Consider the following 16,271-nt stretch of genomic DNA (forward strand, 5'->3'; position numbering starts at 1 on the left):
TTTGAAAGGTCCTCTCCATGTCTGAACGTGATCTGAACCGGGCGGTCGCCCTGCGCACTGGTGAATCGGTCGAGTCGATCCAACGACTGGGATTCCAGGTGCTGGGCGACGAACATGTGGACGAGGACCTGGGCCCGCTGGTCTTCGACTGGGAAAGACGGCAAGCAGCCTATCTGCGGCAACTGCTCTCGGACGATGACTGGCCCGGCAAAACATGGCCGCTTCCCAGCCACGACGAAGACTTCGACGACGAACTCGACCAGGAGTACGCCGTTGCCGCGGCGTAACCGCAAACGGCATCCTGGCCGTTATCTGCTGCGGGGCATTCAGCTCCGCGGAACCCGGGAACGGCGCTCCAGACGTCGCCACTGATCAAGTTCTCCCGGTCCATCATTCCAACCCCAGAAGGTCAATCACTCCCATGCGGATCCTGTTTATCAATAACGACGGCGGCGGCTTCGCCGACCATATCGATGTTCCTGGCGGCCAGTCCGTTCAAGAGCTCTTTCAGGCGCGTCTGAAGCACGCCAATCCGCGGAACTACCTGATCCGGGTGAATCGCCAGCCGGTCAGTCCCGATCAAATCCTGCAGGAAGGCGACCGGGTCTCTTTCACGCCGACCAAGATCGAAGGAGCGTCGGCGTAGGGGTCGCGAGCTGAACTCGGTCCTTGGCAAAGCGGCTCCCGTCCCCGGGAGCCGCTTTGCGTTTCCAGTTCCCCCTCTTGAGGAGATGCAGTTCCCGTGATTACGCCCCGTCGACGCCAGCAGCTCCGGCTCGCAGTCGCCCTTGAGGGACAGATGTCCGCCTCAGCCTCCTGCACGGTCTGGCCGCCTGACCTCGATTGGCTCCGCCACGTTCAGGCAGTCCGACGGATGAACGAGATCGAACGGAGGGAATGGCACGCAGCACTGCCCCGGGCACAGGAAGAACTCGGACGCACCTGTGAATCTCTTATCCTGCAACTGAAGTCGATTGCCGACATGGCCAGGAAAAGGAAGACTCCGCAGCCCAGAGCGTCGCTGAAGGACATTCTGGGAGACCTGGACGCGCTGGTCGACGAGTTCCCAGAAGTCCGTTGGGACCTCAGGGCGAAGAGCCTTTCGGTCGTCACTGAGCCCATTGAACTCAACGACATCGCCCTGGGCCGATTCGAGATCGTGCTGGAGTACCGGAATCTGGGCCGTACAAGGCCCTACAGGGTCATCGCCCTGGATCCCCATCCGGCCGCAGGCGAATCGGGAACGCCCCATCCGCATGTCCGTCATGACGACTTGTGTGAGGGAGACGGACGAGCTCCGATCCAGCTGGCGCTGCGCCAGGGACGGTTTTACGACCTGTTCGTTCTCATTCACCAGATTCTCAAGACCTACAACGCGGACAGCGCGTATGTCCCCTTGAGCCGCTGGGAAGGGACCGCTTGTCCCGACTGCGGCTCGGTCGTCAGCGACGACGACACGCAGGCCTGCGAGGACTGCCGGTCCGACGCCTGCAGTGAATGCTCGACAACCTGCGCCAACTGCCACCGCAGCCTGTGCTCCGGTTGCCAGGATGCGTGCCGGACGTGTGGTGACATTCTCTGCCGAGGCTGCCTCTCAAGCTGCCCCGACTGTTCCGACGACTATTGCGCCTCGTGCCTGGAAGCAGGCCGCTGCGGGGCCTGCCAGGAGATCGAAGCCCATGAAGAAAACGAAGCGGAGGACGAAATCCAGGCCGAACCTGAGATTCAGCCCGTATGCCTGGGCCAAGCTCCTGTTCCTCAGGGATCGGGGCCCTACTGAGATTGGAGGGTTCGGGATCTCCACAGAGCGCGATCCGTTGCTCATTGAGGACATTGCGATCGTCAAGCAGCAGTGTACGGCGATCCATGTCCAATTCGACGATGACGCCGTGGCCGACTTTTTTGATCAGCAGATTGACCTGGGACGGAGGCCCGAGACGTTTGCGAGGGTCTGGATTCATACGCATCCCGGGGACTCGGCTCAGCCGAGCCTGACGGATGAAAAGACCTTCCGGCGTGTGTTCGGCAAGTGCGACTGGGCCGTGATGGCCATTCTGGCACGGGGCGGGGAGACGACAGCCCGGCTGCGCTTCAACACAGGTCCAGGTGGCGCGCTCCCGATTCCAGCGAAGGTCGCTTTCGAATCTCCGTTCCCGGCCAGCAACCAACTCCTGTGGTCTCAAGACTATCAGTCGAAAATCCAAACTCGTGATCCCTATCACGGTATCTGCCTCCCGGGCGAATCCGAGGACTGTGTTCACCGAATGAATGAAGGATCGATCTTTCGCGATGCCAACGAGGCGGACCTCTGGGAAGCAGCGTTTTGGTGAGCGGCAACTTCAACAACGAAAGGGCGACACATGAACGACCGCTTCGTGCGGCAGGCTGACCTGGTCCCGGCCGAAAAATTGTCCAGGGAATGCGTGGCCGTCATTGGCGTCGGCGCCATTGGCCGCCAGGTCAGCCTCCAGCTGGCGTCCATCGGCGTGCGAAAACTCACGCTGATCGACTTTGATCAAGTCGATGAAACCAATATCACAACCCAAGGGTACCGGCATCGTGAAGTGAACAGTCCGAAGGTCGTCGCGGCCCGTCAGGCCGTGCTGGAAATCGATCCCACGATCGAAGTCACGACCATCGAAGACCGTTTCCGAGGCAAGTATCCTGTGGGGAGCGCGATTTTCTGCTGTGTGGATACGATCGCGGCCCGAGATGCAATCTGGCGTCAGCTGGGGCACAAAGTGACGTTCTGGTGCGACGCCCGGATGCTGGGTGAAGCCATTCGCATCCTGACCGTCGCCGATTTTCACGGTCGCGAGCAGTATCCGTCCACGCTGTTTGCGCAGGTCGACGCCCAGAGTGGCAGGTGTACAGCGCGCAGTACGATTTACGCGGCCGCGATTTCTGCAGGGCTGATGGTGCACCAGTTCAGCCGTTGGCTTCGGGGCATTTCGACCGACAACGACACCTGCCTGAACCTGCTGACTGGCGATTTCGTGGTCCTTGATTGAGATGTCGAGCCTCTGGCTTCGCTGACGACCGGCCAGCAGATGACCGGTTCTCACGCACTCCGCTCATCAAGCCCCACTGGGCTGCATACCGCAGCCCAGTTTTTTTTAGCAATCAGCTGTCGCAAGCGATCGCCCACAAAACCGTTCGGCCGTCATTGCCCTCTTCGGCGGGTTCCTTGCGTTCACGGCACCGGAAAATGGGATCAACTTCGTGGACAACTGGGTTGACCACGGAGTCTGGCGTGCTTTCTAATCGACTCGGTAGACCGCCAAGGTGGGCATCTCGTAGGTCTACGCCCAGATCGACTGGAACTTGTGGCCATTTGCCAGTCGATCGCTTGAGTGCGGGTCTGATTCTGTCGTTGTGCTTGAGGCAGCGCTGTGCGAGCAGCGTCCTGTGGGGTCGTTCTTCTGGGTCTGGGTCGTACTTCTGGGTCGTTTTTCTTTGTGACGGTCGGAGCGCGCGATGGTTTCCTTTCGGATGGCGAGCTGGATTCAGCGAACACTTGGACTTCGCCCGCGCTTCAAACGCATCCGCCGCAGGAAAATTGCGGGGCTGAGCCGCGGCGCAATGGCCGGGCAGGTCGTACATCTCGAACCACGCGTCCTGCCCGCGGGCACGCCAACGCAGATCACGGACGCCAACTCGAACACCCAGTTCCAGAATGCCTCGTCCAATCCGACCGAGTTCACAGACGTCGGCTCGCTGACGTTCTTCACCTACAACACCACCGTCACAGACAAGCCCGTTCTCGGCTTCACCAACGGCGCCGTCAGCGGGACGACGTTCGTTGACGTCCGGTTCTCGCCCGGAACCAGGCTGACGAACCTGACGGAATACAACGGGGCGCTCTATTTCTTCGCCAACGGTGTGGAGACCATCGGCGGCCAGCTGCAGAGCCGCGGGATGGAACTCTGGAAGCACGATCCCGTCGCTGGGACCACCACGCTCGTCAAAGACATCGTCGGCAGCGTTCCGAACCCGCACACGACGACCGGAATCCAGCAGAACGAAGGAAGTAACGGCGCCGAGCTGATTGTGGTGTCGGGCAAACTCTATTTTACGGCCAGCGACGACATCACGGGTCAGGGCGGGAACCGCGAGTTGTGGGTGTCGGATGGCACTGAAACCGGCACGAACAAAGTCCATGAAATCTACGCTGATGGAGAGTCCTCGAATCCGACTCAGCTGACCAACGTCAACGACGTTCTCTACTTCGTCGCGACCGGCGGCCCCGCCACGGGCCGTGAACTCTGGAAGTTCAACCCGGCAACAGACGCGATCCCCGTTCTGGTCAAGGATATCCGCCTCGGCCTGCCGGACTCGGGAATCGACAACCTGACGCCGGTCGGAAACGTCGTCTACTTCAGCGCCAACGATGGCGTACACGGCAACGAGCTGTGGAAGTCGGATGGAACCGAAGCCGGCACCGTCTTGGTGCAGGACGTCTGGTCCGGTGTTCAGAGCTCGAACCCGCAATCGTTCGTCAACCTGAACGGCGTGCTGTTCTTCTCTGCGGACGACGGAAACGTCGGCCGGGAACTGTGGAAGAGCGACCCCAACGAAGCGCAGCCCACCGTCATTGTCCGCGACATCGCCCAGGTTGGCCCGAACGGCACCACCGACTTCAAGCAGAACTCGATCCCGCACAACCTCACTGCCTTCAATGGCAAGGTCTATTTCGCCGCGAACGACGGTCTGACCGGCGACGAACTGTGGGTCACCGACGGCACGTTCCTGGGAACGCACCGCATCGTCGACCTCAATACCGAACTTACGTCCTCAGGCGATTCGACCAAGAGCGCCTATCCCGGCAGCCTCACCGTGATGAACGGGGCACTGTATTTCATCGCCACCAACACCTTCAGTCAGTTCGGAGAAACGAACTTCGAACTGTACCGGATGCAGGCCAACGAAGCCGTCAACCTGGTCCGCCAGATCAATACGCTCCCCTCGTTCTGGCAAACCGGCCCCGCGACACCCACGACGCCCGAGTTCCCGAACGGCCAGCAGTTCTTCAAATCGAACGGCGACGCCTTCCTGGCGACGTCCCCCACCTTCTCTCCGATCGGACCTCGGACCAACTTCTCCAACAACCAGCTGTTTGTCTCGAATAACCGGCTGTACTTCGCCGCCGACAATGGCATCAACGGCGCGACCGGAATCCAGAATTCACAGTTCAACACATTCGGCGCCTACACGCCGAACTTCGAGATCTGGTCGAGCGACGGCTCGGCGGCGAGCACGATCCAGCTGGCCGACCTGACGGTCCCGCAGACCCTGTCGTCGAGTCCTCTCAATCTGACCACAGTCCAGCAGACCGCAAGCACGGCCCGCGTCTACTTCACCTATCTCGATCCCAACACGGGCCGGTTCAATCTCGCGTATACGCAGACGGCAAGCTCCGGCTCCGCAGGAGCCGAGCCCGGCCGGCAGGGGACCACCTACGACGTCGGCGTCAGCTTCGCGAGCAACATCACCAATCCCGTCGCCATGGGCGGCAAGCTCTATTTCTTTGCGAGCGATTCGCAGCGCGGGAACGAGCTGTGGGTCTCGGACGGAACAGTGTCCGGAACCACGGTGGTTCAAGACGTCTTCGCCGGCACGACAGGCAGCAGCGGCGCTCAACTTGTCGCGACCACGAACCGCCTGTTCTGGGTGGCGCAGAGCAGCGCTGGCAACCTGGAACTGTGGAGCAGCGACGGCACGGTCGGCAACGCGACCGCCCTCACGAACATCGGCGGCACACCGAACATCCAGGACCTGACGGTCGTCGGAACTCGGGTGTACTTCGCCGCCACCGATCCCACGCCTGCGACCGGAACTTTGCCCGCGATCCAGCGGCGGTTGTGGTTCAGCGACGGTACCGCCGCGAATACGCGGATCGTCGTTTCCACCGCGGCCCAAGCCGTCCCCGCCAACCCGACCGGTCCCTTCGGGCCGTTGAATCCCACCAATCTCGTGAGCCTCAACGGACAGCTGTTCTTCAGCGCCGGCAACACGATCTACCGCACCAACGGCACCGATGCCGGAACCATTCCACTCCCGTCCCTGCCCGGCAGCCTGACCGGCATCTCCAACCTGACGGCCGTTGAAGACAGCGACCGCCTCTATTTTACCGCCGACGATGGAACGAACGGTGTCGAGCTGTGGACCAGCAACTTCGACGGCAACGCGGTCCAGCTCGTTTCCAACATCCACCTGACCGCCAGCTCGAACCCGCAGAACCTGACCGCCGTCGGGACCTCCCTCTACTTCACGGCCGACAACGGGACCATCGGGCGCGAGCTCTACCGGGCAAGCGGCACATCGGCCGCGCTGGTCGCCGACATCAACCCCGGTGCGGCCTCTTCGTCGATCTCCAACCTGATCGCCGGTGGAACCACCACCCTGTTCTTCAGCGCCAATGACGGTGTGAACGGCGCCGAACTGTGGTCGGCCTCGGGGCTCTCGGCAACGCTCCTGTCCAACATCAATCCGAGCGTCGGCGGCAGCTCCAGCCCCGCTTCGTTTGCGTTCGCGAGCAACCAGGTCTACTTCGCGGCCAACGACGGCGTGAATGGCCGTGAACTCTGGCGCAACGGCGGACCGAACGGGGCGACCCTCGTCCGCGACATCGGCCTATTGACCACCGGCAACGCAGATATCCGCAATTTCGTCGTCCTCGGTGGCAACGTCTACTACCTCGCGACGACGGGCCCGAACGTCAGTGCCCTGTTCCGCACCAGCAGTTCCAGCGGCGCGACGGAGGTTGTCACCTTCTCGGACGGCCGGACGCTCGTCGACCAGAATATTGCGAACACGCTCGTCAATTCCTGGGCGGCCAATGGACGCTATCTGGCACATGACCTGGTCGTCATGGGAGGCAATCTCTACCTCGCAGGCGCGACAGGGGCCTCGGACGCCAATGGCCTGTTTGGGACCGAGCTGTATCGAATCGTCAACCCGACCAGCACGAACCCTCTCCCGTCGGCGACCCTCCTTGGCGACATCCGCCTGGCATCGACCGGAAACCCCAACGCAGTCCCGACCTTCCTCACCGTCCTCGGCAACCAGATCCTGTTCGCCGCCAACGACGGTGTGAACGGCACCGAACTGTGGACGTCCAGCGGCGGCGCGCCGACGCTCCTCCTCAACATCGACGGCGGAGCGGGTGATTCGAACCCCAGGTACCTCCAGACGATCGGTAATCGCGTCTACTTCACCGCCGGCCCGGCCAATGCCCGGACGGCCTACGTCACCGACGGCACCGCCGCAGGGACAATTCAGCTCAGCACCGCCATCGTCGACGAACGCAACGGCGATGGGGAAATCTTCAGGCTGTCCGGAAATCGCGTCTTCTTCTCCGCCAACGGCGGACAGGGATTCGAGCTCTGGTCGACGAACGGCACGGCGGCTGGAACGTCGCAGGTCCGTGATATCCGCGCCGGCGCTGCCGGCTCCGACATCACCGGCATGATCAGTTACAACGGCATCCTCTACTTCGGAGCCAACGACGGCATCAAGGGCTCGGAACTGTGGCGCAGCGACGGAACGGCCGCCGGCACCTTCCTCGTCAAGGACATTGAAGAGGGGCCGGGCAGTTCGAATCCCAGCGGATTCGCGATCGCCAACAACAGCACGCTCAATAACGATGCCATGGCCAACGGCACGCCGACTCTGCTGTTCGCCGCGACGACCGATGACCACGGCCGCGAGCTCTATCAGACGCGCGGCCTCGAACAAGACACTGTCATCGTCAAGGACATCGCCCCCGGCCGCCGGTCATCCAACCCGACGAACCTGACGAGCATCGACGGCACGATCTACTTCGCGGCCGATGACGGAGTCAGCGGCAATACGCTCTGGCGGTCCGTCGGCGTCGACGAGGTCACGCAGAACAGTCTTACGGTCCGCGTGAAAACCGACGGCAACCTGGCAGCCGCGCCGAATGTCCTCGGAACGGACGACACCAGCGGACTTCGCAACCCGGATCAGTTCACCCTGCTGACTCTCAGCAGCAACACGCTGACCCGGTTGTTCTTCTCGGCCAGTTCGGACGCCGGCCGGAACGAAGCGTACGAACTCGACATCAACCACACGCCGATGGCGTTGACGCTGTCCCCAGGGCAGCTGGCGGAGAACCTGCCGATCGGCGCCGTGGCGGGCACGCTGGAAACGTTCGATCCCGACGCCGGCGATACGTTCCAGTACACCTTCGTTCAGGGGACGGGCGATACCGACAACGCTCTCTTCGAGATCGTCGGCAACTCGCTGCAGGCCCGGGGACCACTCGATTTCGAAGACAAGAATTCCTACACGGTCCGCGTCCGTACGACCGACCAGCGTGGCCAGTTCCTCGAACGCGCACTGACGATCAGTGTCGCCGACGTCAATGACAAGCCGGACGGGCTGTCTGTCGAAAACCCCGTCACGACCCTGCCGGAGCTGACAACGACACCTCCGCTGACGACCGTTGAACGCCTTCTCGGCACGATGAAAGCCGACGATGACGCGTTCCAGACAACGAACAAGTATGTCCTTTCCGGCGCAGACGCGGCTCACTTCGAGGTGAGGCAGGACCTTCTGACGGGCGTGTGGAGTCTCTACCTGAGAGCCGGCGTCGAACTCAACTACGAAACCAATCCGGACGGCTTCACCTTCAACATCAGTATTTACGACGAGACGCTTGGTGCGACGGCCGCCTCGCCCGACGCCACGATCCCGTTCACTCTTGCCCTGACAGACGTGAATGAGAATCCGGTCGGCCCGATCAGCGATGACGACCCGGCGGCCGAGATTTTCAACGAGACCGTAGCGCCCAACACGCCGGTCGGCATCACGGCCAAGGCCATCGATCCGGACGGCACGTCGACCATCACCTACTCGCTGGACGTGAATCCGGACGGACTGTTCCAGATCGATCCGGTGACGGGTGTGGTCAGCACGGCGCTGGCCCTCAATCGCGAAAGCCCGAACCGTCCGACGCACACGCTCAGGGTCCGCGCTACGAGTTCCGATGGATCGTTCTCCGTCCGCGACTTCGTGATCACGGTGAACGACGTCGATGAGGCCGACGCCACCCCGATCGTCGACAACGACGCGGCCGTCGATGCCGTCACTGAGAACCTGCCCGCCGGAACGACCGTCGGCGTCACGGCCTTCTCAGTCGACGCCGATGCAACCACCAGCGCCATCACCTACTCCCTCGATAATAGCGCCGGCGGACTGTTCGCCATCAACCCGACCACGGGCGTCGTGACGACCACCGCCGTGCTCGATCGCGAAAGTGTGCCGGGCGGTTCCTATGGCATCGTCGTCAGGGCCACCAGCCAGGATGGCTCCGCGCAGACGAAGGCCTTCACGATTGCTGTCAACGATGTGGATGAGTTCGACGTCACGCCCATCGTGGACACCAATCCGGCTGCGGATGCCGTCGATGAGAACTCGCCCATCGGCACGAGCGTCGGCATCACAGCCAACTCCGTCGACGCCGATGCCACCACCAGCACGGTGACCTACTCGCTGGTCGACAGCGCCGGCGGCCTGTTCCAGATCAATCCCTCGACCGGCGTCGTCACCACGGCGGCGGTGATCAACCGGGAAAGCCCGGCGATCGGCTCGTACAACATCACCGTCCAGGCCACCAGCCAGGACACCTCGACCACCACGCAGACCTTCACGATCGTCATCAACGACATCGACGAGTCCGACCTCACTCCCATTGTCGACACCAATGCGGCAGTGGATGCCGTCGACGAGAACGTTCCGATCGGCACGGCTGTCGGCATCACGGCGAACTCTGTCGATGGCGATGCGACGAACAGCACGGTGACTTACACGCTCGACAACAGCGCCGGCGGCCTGTTCCAGATCAACTCCTCGACGGGCGTGATCACCACGGCCGCCCTCATCAACCGGGAAAGCCCGCTGGTCGGCTCCTATAACATCACCGTCCGGGCCACCAGCCAGGACTCTTCGACCACCACGAAGGACTTCACGATTGTCATCAACGACGTCGACGAATTCGACGTCACTCCCATCGTCGACACCAACCTGGGCGTGGATGCGGTTGACGAGAACGCCCCCATCGGGACGGCTGTCGGCGTCACGGCGAACTCCGTCGACGCCGATGCCACCACCAGCACGGTGACTTACACGCTCGATGACGACGCCGGTGGCCTCTTCCAGATCAATCCTTCGACGGGCGTGGTCACTACGGCGGCCCTCATCAACCGGGAAAGCCCGCTGATCGGCTCCTACAGCATCACCGTCCGGGCCACCAGCCAGGACACCTCGACGACGACAAAGAGCTTCACCATCGTCATCAACGACGTCGACGAGTTCGATGTCACTCCGATCGTCGACACCAACGCCGCGGCCAACTCCCTCAGCGAAAACTCGCCAGTCGGAACTCTGGTTGGCATCACGGCGCACTCCATCGACGCCGACGCGACCACCAGCACGGTCACTTACACGCTCGATGACAACGCCGGCGGCCTCTTCCAGATCAATCCTTCGACCGGCGTGGTCACCACGGCGGCCCTCATCAACCGGGAAAGCCCGCTGACCGGCGCCTACGACATCACCATCCGCGCCACCAGTCTCGATGGTTCCACAGAGATTCAGACCTATACAATTGCCATCAACGATGTCGATGAATTCGATGTCACTCCCATCGTCGACACCAACCCGGCCGCGGATGCCGTCGATGAGAACTCGCCCATCGGCACGAGCGTCGGCATCACAGCCAACTCCGTCGACGCCGATGCCACCACCAGCACGGTGACCTACTCGCTGGTCGACAGCGCCGGCGGCCTGTTCCAGGTCAATCCCTCGACCGGCGTGGTCACGACGGCCGCCCTCATCAACCGGGAAAGCCCGCTGATCGGCTCGTACAACATCACCGTCCGGGCCACCAGCCAGGATACCTCGACGACGACGAAGAGCTTCACCATCGTCATCAACGACGTCGACGAGTTCGATGCGACGCCGATTGTCGACAACAATGTGACGGCGGATGCCATCAACGAGAACGTTCCGATCGGAACGACCGTCGGCATCACAGCATTCTCCGTCGACAGCGATGCGACGACCAACGTCATCACCTACTCGCTCGACAACAGCGCCGGCGGGCTGTTCCAGATCGACCCGGTGACCGGTGTCGTGTCCACAGCGGCCCTGATCAATCGTGAGAGTCCGCTGATCGGCTCTTACGACATCACGATCCGGGCCACCAGCCAGGATGGGTCCACAGAGATTCAGACCTACACGATTGCCGTCAACGATGTCGATGAATTCGATGTCACGCCGATCGTCGACGACAACCTGGCCGCGGATGCCGTCAACGAGAACGCTCTGATTGGAACGACCGTCGGCATCACGGCGCGCTCCGTCGACGGCGATGCGACCAACAGCACCGTGACTTATTCGCTTGTCGACAGTGCCGGTGGCCTGTTCCAGATCCATCCTGTCACGGGCGTCGTCACGACGGCGGCCCTGATCAACCGGGAAAGCCCCCAGGTCGGCTCCTACAATATCACGGTCCGGGCCACCAGCGCGGACACCTCGACGACAACGAAGACGTACACCATCGCCATCATCGATGTCGACGAGTTTGATGTCGGGGCGATCACTGACACCAACGCCGCGGTCAACATCGTTCCCGAAAACGCTGCCGCCGGCACACTGGTGGGCATCACCGCGTCGGCCACTGATGCCGATTCCACCAACAACGGGATCACCTATTCGTTGTGGAATACGCATAGCGGACGGTTTGCAATCGATCCGGCGACAGGCGTCATGACTGTGGAGAACGGGGCGCTCCTGAATCGCGAAGCGTTTGCCTCCTGGTTCGTCACGGTGATCGCGACCAGCCAGGACGGGTCGAAGAGCGTCAAGGAGTTCGTCGTCCAGATCTCGGACGTCAGCGAATTCAAGGTCGGCGCGATTTCGGACGTCAATCCGGCGGAGAACTCCATCCCCGAAAACTGCCCGCCGGGAACCCTGGTCGGCATTACCGCCTCTGCCACCGACCTCGACGCCACCAACAACGCCATCACATACTCTCTGATCAACGACCGCGGTGGCCGGTTCGCCATTCATCCCACCACGGGCGTCGTCACGGCGAACGGCAATCTCATCGATCGCGAAGTCGCCGGCGCGTGGGCAATCACCGTCCTCGCCACCAGCCAGGACGGATCGATCAACGTCAAGGAATTCATCGTCCAGATCCGGGATGTCGACGAATCCAACGTCGGCCTGGTGTTCGATGTCAACCCGGCGCTGAACACGGTGCCTGAGAACGCTGCCAACGGCACATTGGTCGGCGTCACGGCCTTGGCGGTCGACAACGATGCAACCAACAGCGCGATCACCTACTCGCTGATCGACAACGCCGGTGGCCGATTCGCGATCCACCCGGTCACCGGAGTGGTCACCGTCGCCAACGGCTCGCTGCTGGACCGCGAAGCCGCCGTCGGCTGGGGAATCATGATCCGGGCGACAAGCCAGGACGGGTCCTACACCGACAGGCCGTTCAGCATTTACCTGAGCGACGTGGATGATCTGGATGTGGGCCCGGTCAACGATGTGAATGCGTCGGCCGACAGTGTTGCCGAGAACTCTCCGGCCGGAACTCCGGTCGGTCTCACGGCCCGGGCCGTCGACGGCGATGCCACGAACAACAGCGTGTATTACTCGCTGACAGACAGCGCCGGTGGGCGGTTCATCATCCATCCCAGTTCGGGCGTCGTCACTGTGGCCGCCGGAGCAGTCCTGGACTTCGAGACTGCCTCGTCGCATCAGATCACTGTGCTGGCAACCAGCAGCGATGGTTCGCAATCGTCCCGTTCGTTCACCATCAACGTGACCGATGTGTTCGATGTCCCGCGAGTGACGCTCTCGAACAACAGTGTCGCCGAAAACCTGCCGATTGGATCGGTGGTGGGAACGTTGGGAACGGCTGACGTGAACGTCACATCTCCGGTGTTCAGCCTCGTCGCGGGGTCTGGCGCGACCGACAACTCGAAGTTCCAGATCACGGGGAACCAGCTGACGACGCGGGCGAAGTTCAACCGCGCGACGAAGTCGAGCTACTCGATCCGCGTCCAGCTTCGCGGCGCCGGGGGTGTGGTCCTGACCCAGGTGTTCACCATTCAGGTCACGCCAGGCACAACGTTCCCTGCGACGACAATCGTCTAAAGCAATGCGGCTTGAGCAGCCCTTGCCATGAATCTCGAAACGGGCCGAATTTTGAACAACATGCTCGTTTCAGGCAGCGTCCCACGGCGAGCCATTCGCGATTGAAAAGGAGTTCAGCTCCGGAAAGGCCAGTCAGCGATCCGCTTTATCCCAATTCAGAACCTGCTCGTATTCCCAGCAAGCAGGTTCTGAATCGCGTTTGCTCCCCCGCCTGAGGCAGCAAAAGACCATTGCATGCAACAAGTTGACCTTGCCCCCAACTCGGATCCACTTGGGATGTGAGAGACGGGCGGCATGCTCAGCCGGGCCTAGGCCCTGCTGAGCATGCCGCGAACTCGTTCGGCGTCCGGCCCGCCAGAGCACTGTGGGGACGGCAGCCGTTGTCGTCTTCTCGCCACGAATCGATCTCGACCTGGGCTTCGGGCAGCGACAGGAACCAGTGCTGGTTCAGGCACTCGATCCGGAACGTGCCGTTGAACGACTCGATGAACGCATTGTCCGTTGGTTTGCCGGGTCGACTGAAGTCCAGCTTCACCTTGTTGAAGTAGGCCCACCAGTCCAGTGACTTCGAGATGAACTCGGGGCCATTGTCGACTCGGATCGTCTTGGGCAGTCCACGTGTCGCCGAGACCTCCTCCAGGACTTTGACGACGTCCTCTCCGCGGAACCGTTCTCGAGCCCGCAGAGCCAGGCTCTCACGACTGAAGTGATCCACTCACGTCAGGACCCGGAATCGACGCCCCGCCAGCAGCTGATCGGACATGAAGTCCATGCTCCAGCTGTCATTGGCTCTCCGGGCCGCCGGACGCTCCATCCGAACTGCGCAGCTCTTCCGGCGCCGAGGACCTTTGCGACGGAGGATCACGCCTTCCTCGACATACAGGCGGTACACCAGCTTGTGATTCACCAGCCAGCCTTCTCGCCGAAGCAGGACACACACCCGACGATATCCATATCGGATCCGGCTCCCTGCCAGATCTCGAAGTCGAATCCTCAAGGCCGCCCATTGGTCTCGTCTGCTCTGGTAGCGAGCGGTCGTTCGAGCGACTCGCGGTACGGAACACGCTCGACGCTCGCTGACCACGTAACTGGCCCGCAGCCGTTGCACCAGAACACGTTGACGAACGGGCTTCAGACGTTTTTTGACAGCACATCCTGGAGCATCCGCTTGTCCAGACTGAGGTCGGCCACCAACTGCTTCAGCTTCTTGTTCTCCTCTTCAAGTTGCCGGAGCCGACGAAGCTCTGCGACACCGAGGCCCGCGAACTTCCTCTTCCAGCGGTAGAACGTCTGCTCGCTGACCCCGAGCTTACGTGTCAGCTCAGTGACCGGTGTACCCGCTTCCTGCTGCCTCAAGGCGTAGGCGATCTGCTCCTCAGTGAAGTGCTTCTTCCCCATGAAATCCTGCTCCTTCCAGAGTGCCAGATTTGGAAAAATCTAACACCTCGCGTGGATCAGGAAACGGGGTGAAGGTCACATCGACGAAACGCCTTGAAGACCGCAAACTCTCAAGACTTCAGGTTCATGGCAGGTCCGTCACTCAACGAGTCGTGCGCCATTGGAGTTGGCCTTCAAGCCGAAACACTTCGCCGCCTCACCGACGGAGTTGATCGGATTCCAGAAGAGCGAAGTTCGGTTCACTGTTTCGTTGCTCCGCTTTCCGTCGAGCGGCTCAAGTTCGATGTGCGGTATTGCGTCGCGGCTGTTTGTCCTCGAAATTGATCGTCGCGCGTCCTGAGCGGCCAGGTCCGTCATCGCGAGTCTTTTGGCGCGGTCTTACTGGTGCCAAAGCTGACCAGCATGAAACCCTGGCCTAGGACCGCGAGTGCTGCGGCGATGTAGAACGCGGAGGAGAAACCGCCCGTTCGGTCGGCCACCGCACCAATCAGCGTGATCAACCCCGCTCCACCGCAGGCTCCGAGCGCGCCCATCGTTCCGGCGACTGTCGCTACGCGGCCAGGTGCGACGTCCTGGTTAAACGCCAGGAAAATGGCGCCCCAGGTCGCGCGCCCGATATGAACGAGACCGAGCAGCACCAGCGCAGTGACCAGATTTGGTGCTCTGGGAACCGCGGCGGCCGCAGCCATCATCAGTGTGGCAGCGGTCATGACGAGCAGCCGGGCTTTCGGCGCCGACCGGCCGCGTTTGACGAGAATGCTGACCGCGGCTCCGCCGCCCACGAACCCGACATCCAGCCCGATCGCCAGCAGCAGCAGCGGCAACCGCTGATCGGCGGTGGGGATGTTCCAGCCGTCTCTGAGGTACGTGGGAATCCAGCTTCCGAGAATATGCAGTAGGGGAATGGTGCAGATCGCCCCGCCGACACAGCCCCAGAACCGCCGGTCGCGAAGGATGTCGCTCCACGGTTCCGGATTGGCGGAAACGGACGTGACGTGAACATTCGGTCGGAACCAGGCGAGCCACAGCGTCGCCCACACGAGTCCCAGGCCGCCGAACACGGCAAACCCGATTCGCCAGCCGAACGAGTCCGCCAGAGTGATCATTAGCAAAGGCGCGAGCATCGCGCCGAGGCTGCCGCCGCTCATCATCAACCCGTTGGCGAAGGCGCGATGCTCCGGCGGCATCACGCGGGCAATGATGCGGGCTGCGCCTGTCTGGCCCGCGGCTTCAAACGTTCCGAGAAACAGCCGCGCGACGTACAGGGAGGCATAGCCAGTGGCCAGGCCGGCTCCGATCTGGCTTATCGACCAGAGGGCAACGAACAGCGGGTAGGTGAAGCGGATGTTGGTGCGGTCGAGGATCAGGCCGACCCCGATGTGCATTAGTCCGTAGGTCCAGAAGAACGCCGCGAGAAGTTGGCCGAGATCGGTATTGCTGAGCGACAGCTCCTGCTTGATGATCGGCCCGACGACGCTGAGGGCCTGTCGGTCCATGTAACTCAACGCGGTCGCCGCCATCAGGAAGACCGCGACCTTCCACGGCCAGGATCCGATGGGCATGCGTGCCGGCTCCGGTGCTTGCGGCTGCACGGCAACCTGGGTGCTGGTCGGGGCGTTCACGTTGTTCTGGACGAGCATGGAGGAGGAAGCCTGGGGAGTTCGTCACCTGGGGCGACC

The 16,271-nt window shown here is 62.0% G+C and carries 7 protein-coding genes and 1 pseudogene; 6 read left to right on the top strand and 2 right to left on the bottom strand.

All coding sequences use genetic code 11. The annotated features are described in order from the left end of the window. Window positions 1-17 precede the first annotated feature (17 nt). The 6 genes from Pan44_RS19100 (at window position 18) to Pan44_RS19125 (ending at window position 13,194) form a co-directional block, all read left to right on the top strand. On the top strand, window positions 18-287 hold the full coding sequence (locus Pan44_RS19100) for a hypothetical protein (RefSeq protein ID WP_145032329.1): 270 nt from the start codon (window positions 18-20) through the stop codon (window positions 285-287). A gap of 134 nt (window positions 288-421) precedes the next feature. Further along, window positions 422-646: a MoaD/ThiS family protein gene (locus tag Pan44_RS19105; RefSeq protein WP_145032332.1), complete on the top strand. Its 225-nt coding sequence runs from the start codon at window positions 422-424 to the stop codon at window positions 644-646. Between the two features lie 336 nt (window positions 647-982). Continuing rightward, on the top strand, window positions 983-1,780 hold the full coding sequence (locus Pan44_RS19110) for a hypothetical protein (protein WP_145032336.1): 798 nt from the start codon (window positions 983-985) through the stop codon (window positions 1,778-1,780). 37 nt (window positions 1,781-1,817) lie between these two features. Beyond that, window positions 1,818-2,330, top strand: coding sequence for a Mov34/MPN/PAD-1 family protein (locus tag Pan44_RS19115; protein ID WP_231754100.1), 513 nt, complete (start codon window positions 1,818-1,820; stop codon window positions 2,328-2,330). Window positions 2,331-2,360: 30 nt separating this feature from the next. Next, entirely contained in the window at window positions 2,361-3,011 is a 651-nt protein-coding gene (locus Pan44_RS19120; protein ID WP_145032344.1) for a HesA/MoeB/ThiF family protein, read from the top strand. A 481-nt stretch (window positions 3,012-3,492) separates the two neighbouring features. Further along, complete coding sequence (locus tag Pan44_RS19125; RefSeq protein WP_197453474.1) at window positions 3,493-13,194, top strand: ELWxxDGT repeat protein; 9,702 nt, start codon at window positions 3,493-3,495, stop codon at window positions 13,192-13,194. A gap of 298 nt (window positions 13,195-13,492) precedes the next feature. Here Pan44_RS19125 and Pan44_RS19130 read toward each other — a convergent pair. Both Pan44_RS19130 and Pan44_RS19135 read right to left on the bottom strand, forming a co-directional pair. Further along, window positions 13,493-14,592: pseudogene (locus Pan44_RS19130) on the bottom strand (IS3 family transposase). 353 nt (window positions 14,593-14,945) lie between these two features. Further along, entirely contained in the window at window positions 14,946-16,232 is a 1,287-nt protein-coding gene (locus tag Pan44_RS19135; protein ID WP_145032351.1) for an MFS transporter, read from the bottom strand. Between the last annotated feature and the right edge of the window lie 39 nt (window positions 16,233-16,271).

It is taken from the genome of Caulifigura coniformis, assembly GCF_007745175.1.
GTDB lineage: Bacteria > Planctomycetota > Planctomycetia > Planctomycetales > Planctomycetaceae > Caulifigura > Caulifigura coniformis.